The sequence below is a fragment of the Rothia sp. HMSC064F07 genome (genome assembly GCF_001837265.1).
In the GTDB taxonomy this organism is placed as follows: domain Bacteria; phylum Actinomycetota; class Actinomycetes; order Actinomycetales; family Micrococcaceae; genus Rothia; species Rothia mucilaginosa.
In genome coordinates this window covers 313,325-327,422 of the sequence record NZ_KV831926.1, presented here as the reverse complement: position 1 = coordinate 327,422, position 14,098 = coordinate 313,325, and the positions used below count along the sequence as shown (strand labels likewise).

General features: G+C 60.3%; 11 protein-coding genes. 4 read left to right on the top strand and 7 right to left on the bottom strand.

The genetic code is table 11. The annotated features are described in order from the left end of the window. From HMPREF2712_RS03825 to clpB, 4 genes are all read right to left on the bottom strand, one after another. The coding region (locus HMPREF2712_RS03825; protein ID WP_070819312.1) for a calcium-binding protein at positions 1 to 755 on the bottom strand (755 nt) is incomplete at its 3' end. Positions 756 to 1,070: 315 nt separating this feature from the next. Then, the gene (locus HMPREF2712_RS03820) at positions 1,071 to 2,294 is read right to left on the bottom strand and encodes an excalibur calcium-binding domain-containing protein (protein ID WP_070819311.1); all 1,224 of its coding nucleotides are present in this window, start codon (positions 2,292 to 2,294) and stop codon (positions 1,071 to 1,073) included. A gap of 170 nt (positions 2,295 to 2,464) precedes the next feature. Further along, positions 2,465 to 3,433 (bottom strand): Sir2 family NAD-dependent protein deacetylase, encoded by a 969-nt coding sequence (locus HMPREF2712_RS03815; RefSeq protein ID WP_070819310.1) that lies wholly within the window; start codon positions 3,431 to 3,433, stop codon positions 2,465 to 2,467. A 153-nt stretch (positions 3,434 to 3,586) separates the two neighbouring features. Beyond that, the gene (clpB, locus tag HMPREF2712_RS03810) at positions 3,587 to 6,196 is read right to left on the bottom strand and encodes an ATP-dependent chaperone ClpB (RefSeq protein WP_044150099.1); all 2,610 of its coding nucleotides are present in this window, start codon (positions 6,194 to 6,196) and stop codon (positions 3,587 to 3,589) included. A 284-nt stretch (positions 6,197 to 6,480) separates the two neighbouring features. On the opposite strand from clpB, the gene HMPREF2712_RS03805 reads away from it, so the two are divergent. From HMPREF2712_RS03805 to HMPREF2712_RS03790, 4 genes are all read left to right on the top strand, one after another. After that, entirely contained in the window at positions 6,481 to 7,164 is a 684-nt protein-coding gene (locus HMPREF2712_RS03805) for an NAD(P)-dependent oxidoreductase (protein WP_070819309.1), read from the top strand. 18 nt (positions 7,165 to 7,182) lie between these two features. Beyond that, positions 7,183 to 7,839 carry an HAD family hydrolase gene (locus HMPREF2712_RS03800; RefSeq protein WP_070819308.1) on the top strand — a complete coding sequence of 219 codons (657 nt, stop codon included), beginning with the start codon at positions 7,183 to 7,185 and terminating at the stop codon, positions 7,837 to 7,839. Positions 7,840 to 8,172: 333 nt separating this feature from the next. Then, a complete protein-coding gene (locus tag HMPREF2712_RS03795; protein WP_049346089.1) occupies positions 8,173 to 8,670 on the top strand; it encodes a Dps family protein in 498 nt (165 codons plus the stop codon). 375 nt (positions 8,671 to 9,045) lie between these two features. Then, the gene (locus HMPREF2712_RS03790; RefSeq protein ID WP_070819307.1) at positions 9,046 to 10,260 is read left to right on the top strand and encodes a VIT1/CCC1 transporter family protein; all 1,215 of its coding nucleotides are present in this window, start codon (positions 9,046 to 9,048) and stop codon (positions 10,258 to 10,260) included. Between the two features lie 163 nt (positions 10,261 to 10,423). Here the strand turns inward: HMPREF2712_RS03790 and HMPREF2712_RS03785 are convergent, their stop codons facing one another. The 3 genes from HMPREF2712_RS03785 to sucC form a co-directional block, all read right to left on the bottom strand. Beyond that, positions 10,424 to 11,350: an amino acid oxidase gene (locus tag HMPREF2712_RS03785; RefSeq protein ID WP_070819306.1), complete on the bottom strand. Its 927-nt coding sequence runs from the start codon at positions 11,348 to 11,350 to the stop codon at positions 10,424 to 10,426. Between the two features lie 234 nt (positions 11,351 to 11,584). Beyond that, positions 11,585 to 12,502: a succinate--CoA ligase subunit alpha gene (gene sucD, locus HMPREF2712_RS03780; RefSeq protein ID WP_049331561.1), complete on the bottom strand. Its 918-nt coding sequence runs from the start codon at positions 12,500 to 12,502 to the stop codon at positions 11,585 to 11,587. Between the two features lie 29 nt (positions 12,503 to 12,531). Next, entirely contained in the window at positions 12,532 to 13,698 is a 1,167-nt protein-coding gene (gene sucC / locus HMPREF2712_RS03775; protein ID WP_005504561.1) for an ADP-forming succinate--CoA ligase subunit beta, read from the bottom strand. Positions 13,699 to 14,098 lie beyond the last annotated feature (400 nt).

The window sequence follows — 14,098 nt, the reverse complement described above, 5'->3', positions numbered from 1 at the left end:
CCTGCAGCCTCAACGTCGGCGCAGTTCTGGAAGCGGAAGCTCTCGGAAGGCTGGGGAGCCGGAGCTGCGTTCTCGTCAGCGGGCTTGGAGGAATCCTCGGCGGGTGCGGAGGTCTCTTCAGCAGGCTTGGTTTCCTTAGCGTCCTCAACTGCGGGTGCGGAGGTCTCTTCAGCAGGCTTGGGAGCCTCGGTGGTCGGAGCCGGGGTCGAGTCCTCGGAGGGAGCGGGGGTCGGATCCTCGGAGGGAGCCGGAGTCGGGTCCTCGGAGGGAGCCGGGGTAGGCTCTTCGCTAGGTGCGGGAGCGGGCTGCTCTGCAACCTTAATGGTCACGGTAGCTGCCTTACCGCCGCGGGGAACGTCACCGTCCTTCAGGGAGCCGGACAGCAGGTAAATGTCAACGGAAACGCTGCCGTGCAGCTCTGCCTGCCAGGGGATGGCAACGGAGAAGTTGCCAGCCTCGTCAGCGTGGATTTCCAGGTAGTCCTGGCCGTTAATCTTAACTGCACCCTTGTTCAGCTTCAGTGCCAGAACGGAACCGGAGGTGCCGTCAGCGGTCTTGAAGCCCTCGCCGCCAATGTTCAGATTCTGGCCCTCAACCCATACGTCGGGGGCGATGAACTGCGCAGAGTCTGCGTAGGTGTGGACAACCTGAGGTGCGCCTTCAACAGCGAAGGTTGCGGGGACGGAAGTAGCAACGAGGCCACAGCCGATGAGTGCGGTGGCGCCGATGCGTGCAATATTGTTTCGAATGTTCATGCCCCCCATTCTAACGAGCGAAGCTTAGGATACCGGCACCCAAGACGTCAATTTATTATGACCTAACTCACAAAACATATTTTTCTTGAAGGTTTCTTGAAGGCGTGGTTGAACTATATGAGCCTTTTACACCGCCGTGCACACCCAAACTCTCAACCCGACGTTGAAGAAACTAACAAGTACATACCCCACCCCATCAGCACAACCCAGCAGCAAAAATCACCCCGTTAAACGCGAAAATCCCCTCCGCCCGAACACTCAAAAGCGTTCAGGGGAAGGGACCCTCATGCACACCGCACCGGGCGGCAACAGTTTTTAGGAGTTCTTGCGCTTACGCACAGCAGACACGCCAGCAACACCCAGACCCAGAGCTACCAGACCCATACCAGCAATGGTGAAGGCGTTAGAAGCACCGGTGTTAGCCAGGGAAGAGCGCTGAGCACGGCTCGAAGTGTAGCTACTCGAAGAGGAGGAGTCGCCGCCCAGGTTATCCAGGCTGCCAGAGTTGCGGGACGAAGAACCCGAGGAGCTGTTGGAGGAGGAACCGTCAGTCACCTCGCTGTTAATGACCTCGCAGCCCCAATCATTCTTGTCATTATCGAACTTCTGGCGGAAGTCCGGGTGACTCTTATGCATGGGCGCCAGGCCAGCAGCCGCAACCTCTGCACAGTTCGCGAAGCGAGTGCTCTCAGCCGAAGCGGTCACCTGCTCGGTAGCGGAGGCGGAATCACCCAGCTGATCCTTCGCATCGTTCGCAACAGATGCGTGCTGATCAGCAGCTGCCGAAGCCGAAGCGCTCGCAGAAGCAGTTGCCGAAGCGGAGGGGGTCGCCACCACAGAAGCCGAAGCCGATGCGGTAGCCGAGGGGCTCACCGAAGCGGTAGCCTTCTCATCGGCGCGGTTCTTAATCTTTGCATCCACGGAGGCAACAACCTCATCAGCGGCAGTAGCCGAAGCAGTCGCGGAAGCCGAGGGGGATGCAGATGCGGAAGGCACCGCAGAAGCGGAGGGGGTCGCCACCACGGAAGCCGAAGCGCTCGCGGTTGCCGAAGCGCTCGCAGATGCGGTAGCGGAGGGGGTTGCTTCCTGAACGGAGCGAGCCTCAATCTTCACGGTTGCAGCCTTACCGCCACGGGAGGTGTCGTTGTCCTTCAGGGAGCCGGAGAGCAGGTAGACGTCCACGGAAATACGGTCTTCCAGGTCGTTCTGCCAGGGAATGGAGACGGAGAAGTTGCCCTTCTCGTCAGCCTGAACTTCCAGGTAGTCCTTGCCGTCAATCTTGACGGAACCCTTATTCAGCTTGATAGCGATAACGGAGCCGGAGGCACCATCCTGAGTCAGGAAGCCCTCACCGGTAATCTTCAGGGTTTCGCCCTTGTACCAGACCTCAGAAATGTGGGAAGCAGCCTTGTCAGAGTAAACGTGGGTGACGGACTCTTCACCGTTCTGAGCGAAAGTTGCGGGAATTGCGGTGACCGCCAGACCGCAACCGATCAGGGCGGTGGCACCGAAGCGAGTGATAGTGTGTCGAATGTCCATCCCATCATTTTATCCCCGCACGGTGGGCGTATCCGCCTGTCCAGGGGCTATTTGCAATGACTTGCAACACAAAATAGCACTTTCGTGCACTAAATCACCGGTCTGTGCACGCGCGGCAATATTCACTGGAAAACAGCGCCACCTAGATCCCTGCGACAACCCCGGCAACCTTAAACGTCAACGGCGTCGAGCATGAGTTCCAGCGCCTCACCCACGCCGCTGCGCCACAGGTAGGTTGCTTTCGCATCCGCACGACCCGGACCACCGTTAATGACGGCGACCGGCTTGCCGGCGCGCAGAGCCTCCAGCACAATCTTGTAGCTGCTCATGACCGCCACCGAGGAGCCCACCACCAGCAGCGCCGAACATTCAGCGAGCATGGCGTCCTTACGTGCCTTACGTTCGGCGGGCACGGACTCGCCAAAGTACACGACATCCGGCTTGAGGCGGGTCGAACCGCAGGCGATACAGGGCACCATCTGAAAATCGCGGATATAGCGCTCGTCCAGCTCCACGTCACCGTCAGGGTTCACCCGCAGGTCTTCGTTGTCAAGGCGCGCCAGGTAGCCGGGGTTCGCCGCGTCCAGGCGCGCATCCAGGCTTTCGCGGCTCTCGTCCTGCCCGCAGTCCAGGCACACAATACGGGAGAGGTCACCGTGCAGCGCCAGAAGGCGGGAGCTTCCAGCGCGGGCGTGCAGCCCATCCACGTTCTGCGTAATCACGCCGCTCACAGCGCCCAGCTGCTCCAGCTCGGCGAGCGCGTAGTGGGCGCGGTTCGGTTCGGCGCGGCGCATGCGGCGCCAACCCACGTAGGAGCGCGCCCAGTAGCGTTGGCGGGCGGCGTCATCGTAGCGGAATTCCTGGTAGGTCATGGGGCGGTGGTCGTGCAAGGAGCCGCCGGGGCCGCGGTAGTCGGGGATGCCGGATTCGGTACTCACGCCCGCGCCGGTGAGCACGAGAACCTTACCGGCCTTGAGTAGCTCGGCAATACCCGCGGAGGCGTATTCTTCGTCGTGCGGGGTGGCGTTCTCAGAGACAACGCGCTGAATCGAGCGGATTGCGGCACGGTGCACGGAGGCGATTTCTTCGCGCTGCTCACCGGCGGCGGCGAAGTTCTGGTGGTCAGTCCAGCGGTCCATTCTTCTCCTCAATGCTCTGTGTACTAGCGCGGTTCTAACGCGTTAAACGGCTGCGGGGCACCCCCTTTCGAGGGTACCCCACAGCCTATTTCTTATGGTTTCGAATGTGCAAACTCAGCCACAGGCTAAGTCCGCTCAGCCAACCGGTTAAGCTTAGTTCTCAGCCTTCTGCTCACGCTCGGAGGTCACCGACAGGCCGTCGCTGGCAACGTCCGGGTTCACGTCCACGGTCACGGTGTCGCCGTCGTGGATTGCACCGGAGAGGATGCCGCGAGCCAGGCGGTCGCCAATCTCACGCTGAACCAGGCGGCGCAGCGGGCGGGCACCGAATGCCGGGTCGTAGCCGGTCTTACCCAGCCACTCCAGGGCTGCCTCAGTCACGTTCAGGGTGAGGCGGCGGTCCTCCAGACGCTTAGCCATGCTCTTGATCTGCAGGCCCACAATCTGACCCAGGTTCTCAGCCGACAGGGGCTGGAACATGATGATGTCGTCCAGTCGGTTGAGGAACTCGGGGCGGAATGCCTGGTGAACAACCTCCAGCGCCTTCTCGGATCGCTCCTCGAAGGGCAAATCCTGGTTGACCAGGTACTGCGAACCGAGGTTCGAGGTCAGAATCAGGATGACGTTGCGGAAGTCCACGGTGCGGCCCTGGCCGTCGGTCAGGCGGCCGTCATCGAGTACCTGCAGCAGGATGTCGAAGACCTCGGGGTGCGCCTTCTCAACCTCGTCGAGCAGGACCACCGAGTAGGGGCGACGGCGTACAGCCTCGGTCAGCTGACCGCCCTCTTCGTGGCCGACGTATCCGGGAGGGGCACCGACCAGGCGGGAAACGGTGTGCTTCTCGGAGTACTCGCTCATGTCGATACGTACCAGGGCACGCTCGTCATCGAACTGGAACTCAGCCAGTGCCTTAGCCAGCTCGGTCTTACCAACACCGGTCGGGCCCAGGAAGAGGAAGGAACCAATCGGGCGGTTCGGGTCGGAAATACCGGCGCGGGCACGGCGCACAGCGTCAGAGACAGCGACCACTGCGGCTTCCTGACCGATGAGGCGGGCACCGATGCGCTTCTCCATTTCGAGCAGCTTCTCGGACTCACCCTGCATCATGCGGCCTGCAGGAATGCCGGTCCAGGAGGAAATCACCTCGGCGATATCGTCCGCGGTGACCTCTTCGGAGACCATAGATTCGTTCTTGGCGGTGTCCTCGGCGCGCTGTGCTTCTTCCAGCTCAGCCTGCTTTGCGGGAATCTCACCGTACAGCAGGCGGGATGCCTCGGCGAGGTTACCCTCGCGCTGTGCAACCTCTGCGCGGGAACGCAGCTCGTCAATCTGGGTCTTGATGTCACCCACACGGTTCAGGCTAGCCTTCTCGGCCTCCCAACGAGCGTTGAGGGCGTCGAGCTGTTCCTTCTTGTCAGCCATGTCCTTGCGCAGCGCTTCCAGACGCTCAACCGATGCGGGATCGGTCTCGTCGGCCAGGGCCAGCTCCTCCATGGTCAGACGGTCCACGGCGCGGCGCAACTGGTCGATTTCCTCCGGGGCGGAGTCAATTTCCATGCGCAGGCGGGATGCAGCCTCGTCGATCAGGTCAATGGCCTTATCCGGTAGCTGACGGGAGGGGATGTAGCGGTTGGACAGGGTGGCTGCGGCAACCAGTGCGGAGTCGGCGATTTGCACCTTGTGGTGTGCCTCGTAGCGCTCCTTCAGGCCACGCAGAATACCAATGGTGTCGTCGACGCTGGGCTCGCCCACGTACACCTGCTGGAAGCGGCGCTCCAGGGCGGGGTCCTTTTCAATGTTCTCGCGGTACTCGTCCAAGGTGGTGGCACCGATGAGGCGCAACTCGCCTCGAGCCAGCATGGGCTTGAGCATATTACCGGCGTCCATGGAGCCTTCGGATGCGCCCGCACCGACGACAGTGTGAATCTCGTCGATGAAGGTCACAATCTGGCCCTCGGACTTCTTGATTTCTTCGAGGACTGCCTTCAGGCGCTCCTCGAATTCACCGCGGTACTTTGCGCCTGCGACCATGGAGCCCAGGTCCAGGCTAATCAGGGTCTTGCCGCGCAGGGATTCGGGCACGTCGCCAGAAACCATGCGCTGTGCCAGGCCCTCCACGACGGCGGTCTTACCGACGCCGGGCTCACCAATCAGAACGGGGTTGTTCTTGGTTCGGCGGGAGAGCACCTGCACGACGCGGCGAATCTCAGAGTCACGGCCGATGACCGGGTCGAGCTTGCCTGCGCGAGCAATAGCGGTCAGGTCGGTGCCGTACTTTTCGAGCGCCTGGAAGGTGCCTTCGGGGTCGGGGGTGTCCACGGTGCGGTCTCCTCGGACGTTGGGGATGGTCTGTGCGATGAGCTCTGCGGTAGCGCCGAGCTTGTGCATTGCGGTTGCGGTGCTATCGGTTCCGCTGGCAATGCCGAGCAGGATCATTTCGGTAGAAACGTAGGTATCTCCGAAGCCCTGGGCACGGGTCTGTGCCGCCTGCAGAGCAGAAAGCGCTGCACGGCTGAGGGAGGCGTTCTGCACGGAGGCACCGGATGCCTTCGGCAGCTTCTTGATTTCAGCGGATGCCGCCTCGGAGATAGCGTCGACATCCAGGCCTGCAGCCTTGAGGACTGCTACGGCGACGCCTTCGCGCTGGTCCATGAGGGCCTTGAGGATGTGCGCGGTTTCAATAGTGGGGTTGCCGGCGGTTTGAGCATTAGTATTTGCCGCCGAGATGACTTCTTGACTCTTGGTGGTGAACTTGTTGTCCATGGTGTTCCTTTCGCATTTCGAGGGGCTTATCCTATGCGCCCCTGCATTACATAACTTGAGTCTACTACACTCAATTATTCTGCGCAAGGGGTTAACCAAGGTTTTTGAGATTAAAATTTCGACAACAAACTAAGGGATCACCACACGAATAAAGCGGCGAAAGCACCAACTCCAGCCAAAAACTCCACCCAAAAGCCCTATTGTTATAGTGACCACGCTGGGTACATGTAAGGCTGGGCACTTGCGAGTTCCCGCAACAATCACAGTCACGAATGGGGACCCACATGAAAATACTGGTTCTAGGCGCAACCGGCCGCACCGGCTACCTCTTCACCCGCAAAGCCCTAGAGGAGGGGCACACCGTCACCGCCTACGTGAGCAACCCCGACAAGGCGCTAACACTTTTGGGGGCGCACCAAAATCTCACTATCATTCCGGGAGCCCTGAACGATGCCGAGCAGCTCGCCACAGCTTCTTCCGAGCAGGACGTCATGGTGAGCATCCTGGGGCAGAAAGCCACGGTGCGAGAATTTCTCTCCTCCACGTTCATGCAGGAGCGTCTGCCCCTCATCATGGAGGCGGTCACGGGCGCAGGCGTAAAGCACTGCGTTCTGATGAGTGCCTACGGTGTGGGCGATACGGTACGGACCGCGTCCCTGCCCATGCGCCTGGTATGCAAGGTCATCATGCGCGGCATTTTTACCGACAAGGTTAAGGCGGACGCCCTGGTTGCCGAATATCAGCCGTATATTTCGCGTGCGCATCCGGGCAGGCTGACCGATAAGCCCGGTAAGGGCAGAGTGAAGGTATTTGACATGGCGAGCGTCGAGCGAACTCCGGGTATCCCCACGATTGCCCGTGAAGACGTCGCCGATGCGCTGCTCACTATCGCCAAGAACCCCCAGAACGCTGGCACGGATTTTTTGGTGACGACTGGGGACGCTGTCCTACTCTCACCCCAGAAATAAACCGGTAGGCTTAATGACATGACGACTACGAACACCTTCCCCGCCGCCATTCTCTTCGACCACGACGGAACCCTCGTCGATACTGAACCCGTATGGGCTGCCGCAAAGGTTGCTCTCACCGCAGAATTTGGCGGCACCTGGACCGAACAGGACACCCTCGATTGCCTGGGCCTATCCATGCAGTTCACCCTGGATCGTCTGCGCGAGCGCGGCGTGAACCTGCCGGACGAGGAGATTAACGATCGACTGGTAGCGAAGGTGCGCGAGACGCTGGCACAGCAGCCGGTCGAGTTCCTACCCGGCATTGAGCGCTTCCTCTCGGAGGTTCACGATGCGCAAATTCCGGCCGCCATCGTCACAAACGCAACCACCTCCGTGGCTCGCCGCACCGCAAACGCGGCACCCGAGGGCACGTTCTCGGTGGTTATTGGCAACGATGAGACCACCAACCCCAAGCCGGACCCGCAGCCTTATCTTTTGGCGGCGGAACGTCTGGATGTTGATCCGACTCAGTGCGTGGCTCTCGAGGATTCCCCTTCGGGCGTGCGCAGTGCGACCGCGGCGGGTATGCGCGTCATTGTTGTGCCGGGCGAGCTGGAGGTTCCGGCGGAGCTCGGCACCGCGCGCCTCAAGCATGAGGAGCTGACCCTGGAGGCGGTTCGCGCGCTGGCGTAGCCGCCCGATTCGCACGCGGGAAGCCCTGCAGAAAGGCCGGAAGCTCTGTAGAAAACTGAATACGCTTCACCATAAAGGGTGGGATGCGCGATATGAGAGACTGCGCGTCCCACCCTTTGTGCGCGCCTGGGCGGTGAGCCGTGGGGGGGGTGAGCAGGGGCTTTTGGGCAGGAGCTTTTAAGTGCGGCGCGACACATAGATGACAATTTATTACGAATTACTCAAAATAACCTTGACAATGGTTCCTTAAAATGATTTACTCATAATAACGATTCGGCGGGGCGACAAATCCCACCGAACCACAAGCATCACAGCATCATGAAGGAGACCATCATGGCATTCGCAAACTACACCGCACCCGGCCTGACCCTCGAAGAAGGCAAGGGCATTTCCGAGGTTCTCCAGGCACGTCTGCACGACCTGAACGACCTGCACCTGCTGCTGAAGCACGCTCACTGGAACGTGACCGGCCCCGGCTTCATCGCCGTTCACGAAATGATTGACCCCCAGGTCGACACCGTCCGCGAGTTCGTTGACGCCATCGCAGAGCGCATGGCAACCCTGGGCGCAACCCCCAACGGTCTGGCTGGCGCACTGGTCGCACAGCGCACCGTCGAGGACTACGCAGTTGGCCGCGCACCCGTCGCCGCTCACCTGCGCGCCCTGAACGACGTCTACACCCGCGTGATTGAGGCTCACCGCAAGGCGATTGAATTCGCTGGCGAGTCCGACCCCGTCACCGAGGACCTGCTGATTGGTCAGACCGCCGAGCTGGAGAAGTTCCAGTGGTTCATCCGCGCATTCCTGGAGAACGGCGAAGGCAACATCTAAGCCGCAACCATCTAAGTTGTAGCCTCTAAACTGCAGCCTACTTATGGCGGCAAGCCATGTAGACGCTATCTTTTAGAGTCACGAACCGGGCGGGTGCGCCCTCCTTATGGAGGGTGCACCCGCCCGGCTTTTTATGCTCGAAGCTGCCCCGCTTCTTCCCGACCATTTTTACCCTTCCCGGCACTTTAGTCCTCGTCCGTGCGGTATCACAAAGTACGTTGAGGCGAACAATAACACCGGGTTAGGCCGTCCTAGATTTTCTGTTCGGAGTGCTCTACAGTGGTTCACTGATTAACACAGAACGCACAGACTTGAACGCATGGTTGAGCACCCGGGAGATACCCGGAGCGACCCGCATCCGGCGGAAAGAGAGATATGAGCACGCACGCCCCGAACGAGCACGGCAAAGACACGTACGGTGAGCAGACCGAGAAGTTTCAGGCTGACGCGGCCGAGGCTGAAAGGACCGTAGCTGAGGCAACCGAGCACAAGCCGACCCGCCACAGTGCGGTTACTTCCCCCTCCCCCGCGCAGATTAAGCGTTGGCGCCGCTATCTGGCTGATGAAGAGTCGGAGGCACGCATCTACCGTTACCTGGCTCGCCGCGCCGAGGGTACCGACCGCGAGATCCTTCTGCAGGTTGCCGAGGCGGAGAAGCGCCACCAGCAGCATTGGCGTGACATGCTCGGCGAACACGCGGATGTTCACGTGCGCCCGTCCATGCAGTCCCTACTTCTGCAGTTCTTGGCGAAGAACTTCGGTTCGGTGTTTATTCTGGCGATGGCGCAGCGCGCGGAGTCCCGCTCCCCTTACGCTGAGGACCCGGACGCTACCGAGGAAATGGCGGCTGACGAGGCGATTCACGAGGAAATTATCCGCGCCCTGGCGACCAGTGGCAGGGAGAAGCTTTCGGGTAATTTCCGTGCGGCGGTCTTTGGCGCTAACGACGGTTTGGTGTCGAACCTGGCGTTGACTATGGGTATTACCGCCTCGGGTGCGTCCAGCTCAATGGTTCTGCTCTCGGGTATTGCGGGTCTGCTGGCGGGTGCGCTGTCGATGGCGGCGGGTGAGTTCGTGTCGGTGCGTTCTCAGCGTGAGCTGCTGGATGCATCCCAGCCGACCCAGGTGACCCTGCGTGTTGCACACGATTTGGATTTGGACTCGAACGAGCTGGAGCTCATTTACCGTGCCCGCGGCATGGAGCCGGAAGCGGCGCATCACCGTGCGATGGAGCGTTTCGGCTACCTGGATTGTGACTGCGATCCGTCGCTGTCTCACCGCGAGGAAGAGGATCGTGAGGAGAATGTGGCTTTGGGTACCGATATTGGTGCCGCCGCTGCGTCGTTCGCGTTCTTTGCTTCGGGTGCGCTGGTTCCGATTCTGCCCTATATTTTCGGCTTGTCGGGTGTGTTCGCGATGGTGCTGTCTCTGCTATTTGTGGGTGCGGCGCTGGGCTTCACCGGCGGCGTGGTGGGTCTGCTTTCGGGCACTTCCCCGCTCAGGCGCGGTGTTCGCCAGATTCTAATTGGCTTTGGTGCGGCGTTCGTGACCTACCTGCTGGGTTTGGCGTTCGGTACGACGGTCGGCTAATCAAGAACCCCATAAATAGGCTTTCAACAAGTGTATATAGCCGCTCGGGCATGTTCCGCGCTCTCCCCTGCGCCGTGCATCCCGAGCGTAGAAAACCCCCGGCGGGTGAGTCATCCGCCGGGGGTTTTCTATATGTTCTTACCCTGCATGAGGGGTTGATCTATTACGGGTGAATCTCCGCGGTGGTGGCCTGACCGGAAACGCTCTCCGAGCCGGTCGCGCCGTTGCCGGAGTAGGTCAGGTTTGCAACCTGCACGCTGGAGGTCTGCTTGTACGAGACCCAGCCGTCGTTTGCCGGGAATCGCAGCTGTGCCGGCATGAAGTTGGTCTGGCTGTAGTACTTGGTGCCGGACTGCTTCATGGTGTACGCCTTGCTGGTGGTGTAGACGATACGACCCTTGAAGGTGTAGGTGCCGTCGGAGTTCTTGGTGACGGTCGGTACTTCTGCGGTCCAGGTGCCGGCGGTCTGCGCGACGGACAGGTACTTTGCCTGGCCTGCGGAGGCTACCAGTTCGGTGGTCTTACCGGTCAGCTTGCGACCGGAGGGGGCCCATGCCTGGCCGTTGATCTTACCGAACTTAAGGAGCGACTGGGCGCTGGCGGCGACGGTGTACTCAACCTCGGTCACGAAGGTCGCGCCCGCCGCGAGGGTGACGCTGCTGCCGGGGATGTAGCCGGTGCCGGTTGCGGTGTCCTTGGTCGGTACGGACCACCAGAAGCCGCTGGAGGACATGTAGGCGCCGTTTGCGCCGGTCTGGGAGTTGGTGACGGGGGTGAACTTACCTTCGCCATTGACGTAGGTTGCGCTCTTGGGCTTGGAGGTTGCGTCGTCCCAGTTGATGTCGGAGTCGGGGGTGCCGGAGGCGGTGAAGTGCGCCTCGGGGGTTGCCGGGTTGATGGTGCCGGTGTTGTTGGAGGATGCGTAGCCGACGTAGCCGCCGTTGTTCTGCACGCTGACGTACACGCCGTACTGCACGCCGGGGGTTTCCTTGGATGCTGCGTAGGCGGGCACTGCTGCGGAGGCTGCGACGACGGGTGCGGACCAGACGCCTGCCTTGGCGACAGTGCGGCGAGAGATGGGCTGAGTCATGAGTGTAGTGATCTCCTGTTAGTGTTTGGTGTTTCTTGGAGCCGCTCAAAATGATTCTGACTAGGCTCAATGCACTCCAGTATACAAAGGTTAAGATCGCACTTACATCTTTTTGTGGCACAGTGTGCACAATCTTACTTTCTAGTGCAATATTTGCGGGCGCTAGCGGGGCGTTAAATGCACAGATGCCGATAGCCTCATGGACTACCGGCATCTGCCGCAATACTATGTTGTTTACTTCGCTGCGAAGATTTCGCGCATCAGGTTTGCAGCCTCGGAGGGGGTCTTACCGACCTTCACGCCTGCTGCTTCCAGAGCTTCCTTCTTCGCCTGAGCGGTACCGGAGGAACCGGAGACAATAGCGCCTGCGTGGCCCATGGTCTTACCCTCAGGAGCGGTGAAGCCCGCAATGTAACCAACGACGGGCTTGGTCACGTTTGCCTTGATGTACTCTGCAGCACGCTCCTCAGCGTCACCACCAATCTCACCAATCATGACGATTGCTTCGGTCTCGGGGTCAGCTTCGAAAGCTTCCAGAGCGTCGATGTGGGTGGTGCCGATGATGGGGTCGCCACCAATACCAATAGCGGTGGTGAAACCAATGTCGGACAGTTCGTACATCAGCTGGTAGGTCAGGGTACCGGACTTGGAAACCAGACCAATCTTGCCCTTGCCGGTGATGTTCGCCGGGATAATGCCGACCAGGCACTCCTCGGGGGAGATGATGCCGGGGCAGTTGGGACCGATGATGCGGGTGATCTGCTTGCCGTTCTCGTCCACGGATGCCTTAGCAGCTGCCCAGAACTCTGCGGAGTCCTGAACCGGAACGCCCTCGGTGATGACGACGACGAGGCCGATCTTAGCCTCGATAGCCTCGAGAACTGCTGCCTTGGTGAAGGCCGGGGGAACGAAGACGATGGAGACGTTCGCGCCGGTCTTCTCCATAGCCTCAGCCACGGTACCGAACACGGTCAGCTCGATGTCCGAGCCGTCCTTTGCCTTGTGGGTGACGGTGGTGCCAGCCTTGCGAGCGTTCACGCCGCCCACAATGTTGGTGCCTGCTGCGAGCATGCGTGCGGTGTGCTTGGTACCCTCGCCACCGGTGATGCCCTGAACGATGACCTTGGAGTCCTTGTTCACAAAGATAGACATATTACTTCCTTGAAATCCTTTGCTGGCGATTACGCCTTGTGAGCGAGCTCTGCTGCCTTGTCAGCGCCGGAGTCCATGGTCTCAGCCAGAACAACCAGCGGGTGGTTCGCCTCGGAGAGGATGCGGCGACCCTCAGCAACGTTGTTGCCGTCCAGGCGCACAACCAGGGGCTTGGTTGCTGCGTCGCCCAGAATCTCCAGAGCCTTCACAATGCCGTCTGCCACTGCGTCACATGCGGTGATGCCGCCGAAGACGTTCACGAAAACGCTCTTGACCTGCTCGTCGCCCAGAATGATTTCCAGGCCGGCAGCCATAACCTCAGCGGACGCGCCGCCACCAATATCAAGGAAGTTTGCGGGCTTGACGTTGCCGTGGTTCTCACCAGCGTATGCAACGACGTCCAGGGTGGACATGACCAGACCTGCACCGTTACCAACGATGCCGACCTCGCCGTCCAGCTTCACGTAGTTCAGGTCGAACTGCTTTGCCTTAGCTTCCAGCGGGTTCTCAGCGGACTTGTCCACGAGAGCCTCGTGCTCGGGCTGGCGGAATTCTGCGTTGTCGTCCAGGGAGACCTTGCCGTCCAGGGCCAGGATGGTGCCCTCGGGGGTCAGAACGAGGGGGTTAACCTCAACCAGGGTTGCGTCTTCCTTGGTGTAGACTTCGCCCAGCTTAACGAGAACGGGAACAACCTTCTCCTGCAGTTCTGCGGAGAAACCTGCTGCCTTAGCAATTTCCTCAGCCTTAGCCTGGTCCAGGCCGACCAGCGGGTCAACCTCGATCTTTGCCAGTGCCTCGGGGCGCTCAGCAGCGAGCTGCTCAATTTCCATACCGCCTTCTACCGAGCACATTGCCAGGTAGGAGCGGTTTGCACGGTCCAGCAGGAGGGAGAAGTAGTATTCTTCGGCGATGTCTGCGCCGTCAGCGACCAGCACGCGGTGAACGGTGTGGCCCTTGATGTCCATGCCGAGAATTGCCTTAGCGTGCTCGTAAGCTTCTTCGGGGGACTTTGCGAGCTTAACGCCGCCAGCCTTACCGCGGCCGCCGGTCTTAACCTGAGCCTTAATGACGGTCAGACCGCCAATTTCCTCAGCTGCTGCCTTTGCTTCTTCAGGGGTGGTCGCAACAATGCCCTTGAGCACGGGTACACCGTGCTTTGCGAAGAGCTCGCGCGCCTGGTATTCGAAAAGGTCCACAGGTGTCCTTCTTCTTCGAAGTGGTGCCGAGTACTGGTGCACTCGGCCTGGTCTCATTAGAGGAGGTTCCCCCGTGTGGTCAGTACGGTGCGATAAGGGTCTCTCGCACCCGGCGCACACGCATCATTGACGCGGGGAATTTCTCTCGTCTCTACTCTATCGGATTCGGCGTGAGCTCGCACTCACAGAGCCCCAAATCTGAGATTTTAGCGACTCAGCTCACAAATATTTTGGGTACATTCCACCCAAAGGCTGTGCACCGGGTAACTAACCCGAACTCGCACTCCCCCATCCGCCGCGAAATACCGGCGAAAATGCGGCGTTTACCGCCGTGCTCTGCAAAGCCCCGGCCACCTTCTCAGCAGGCGGACAACACGCCCGATACAGCATACAAATAGAG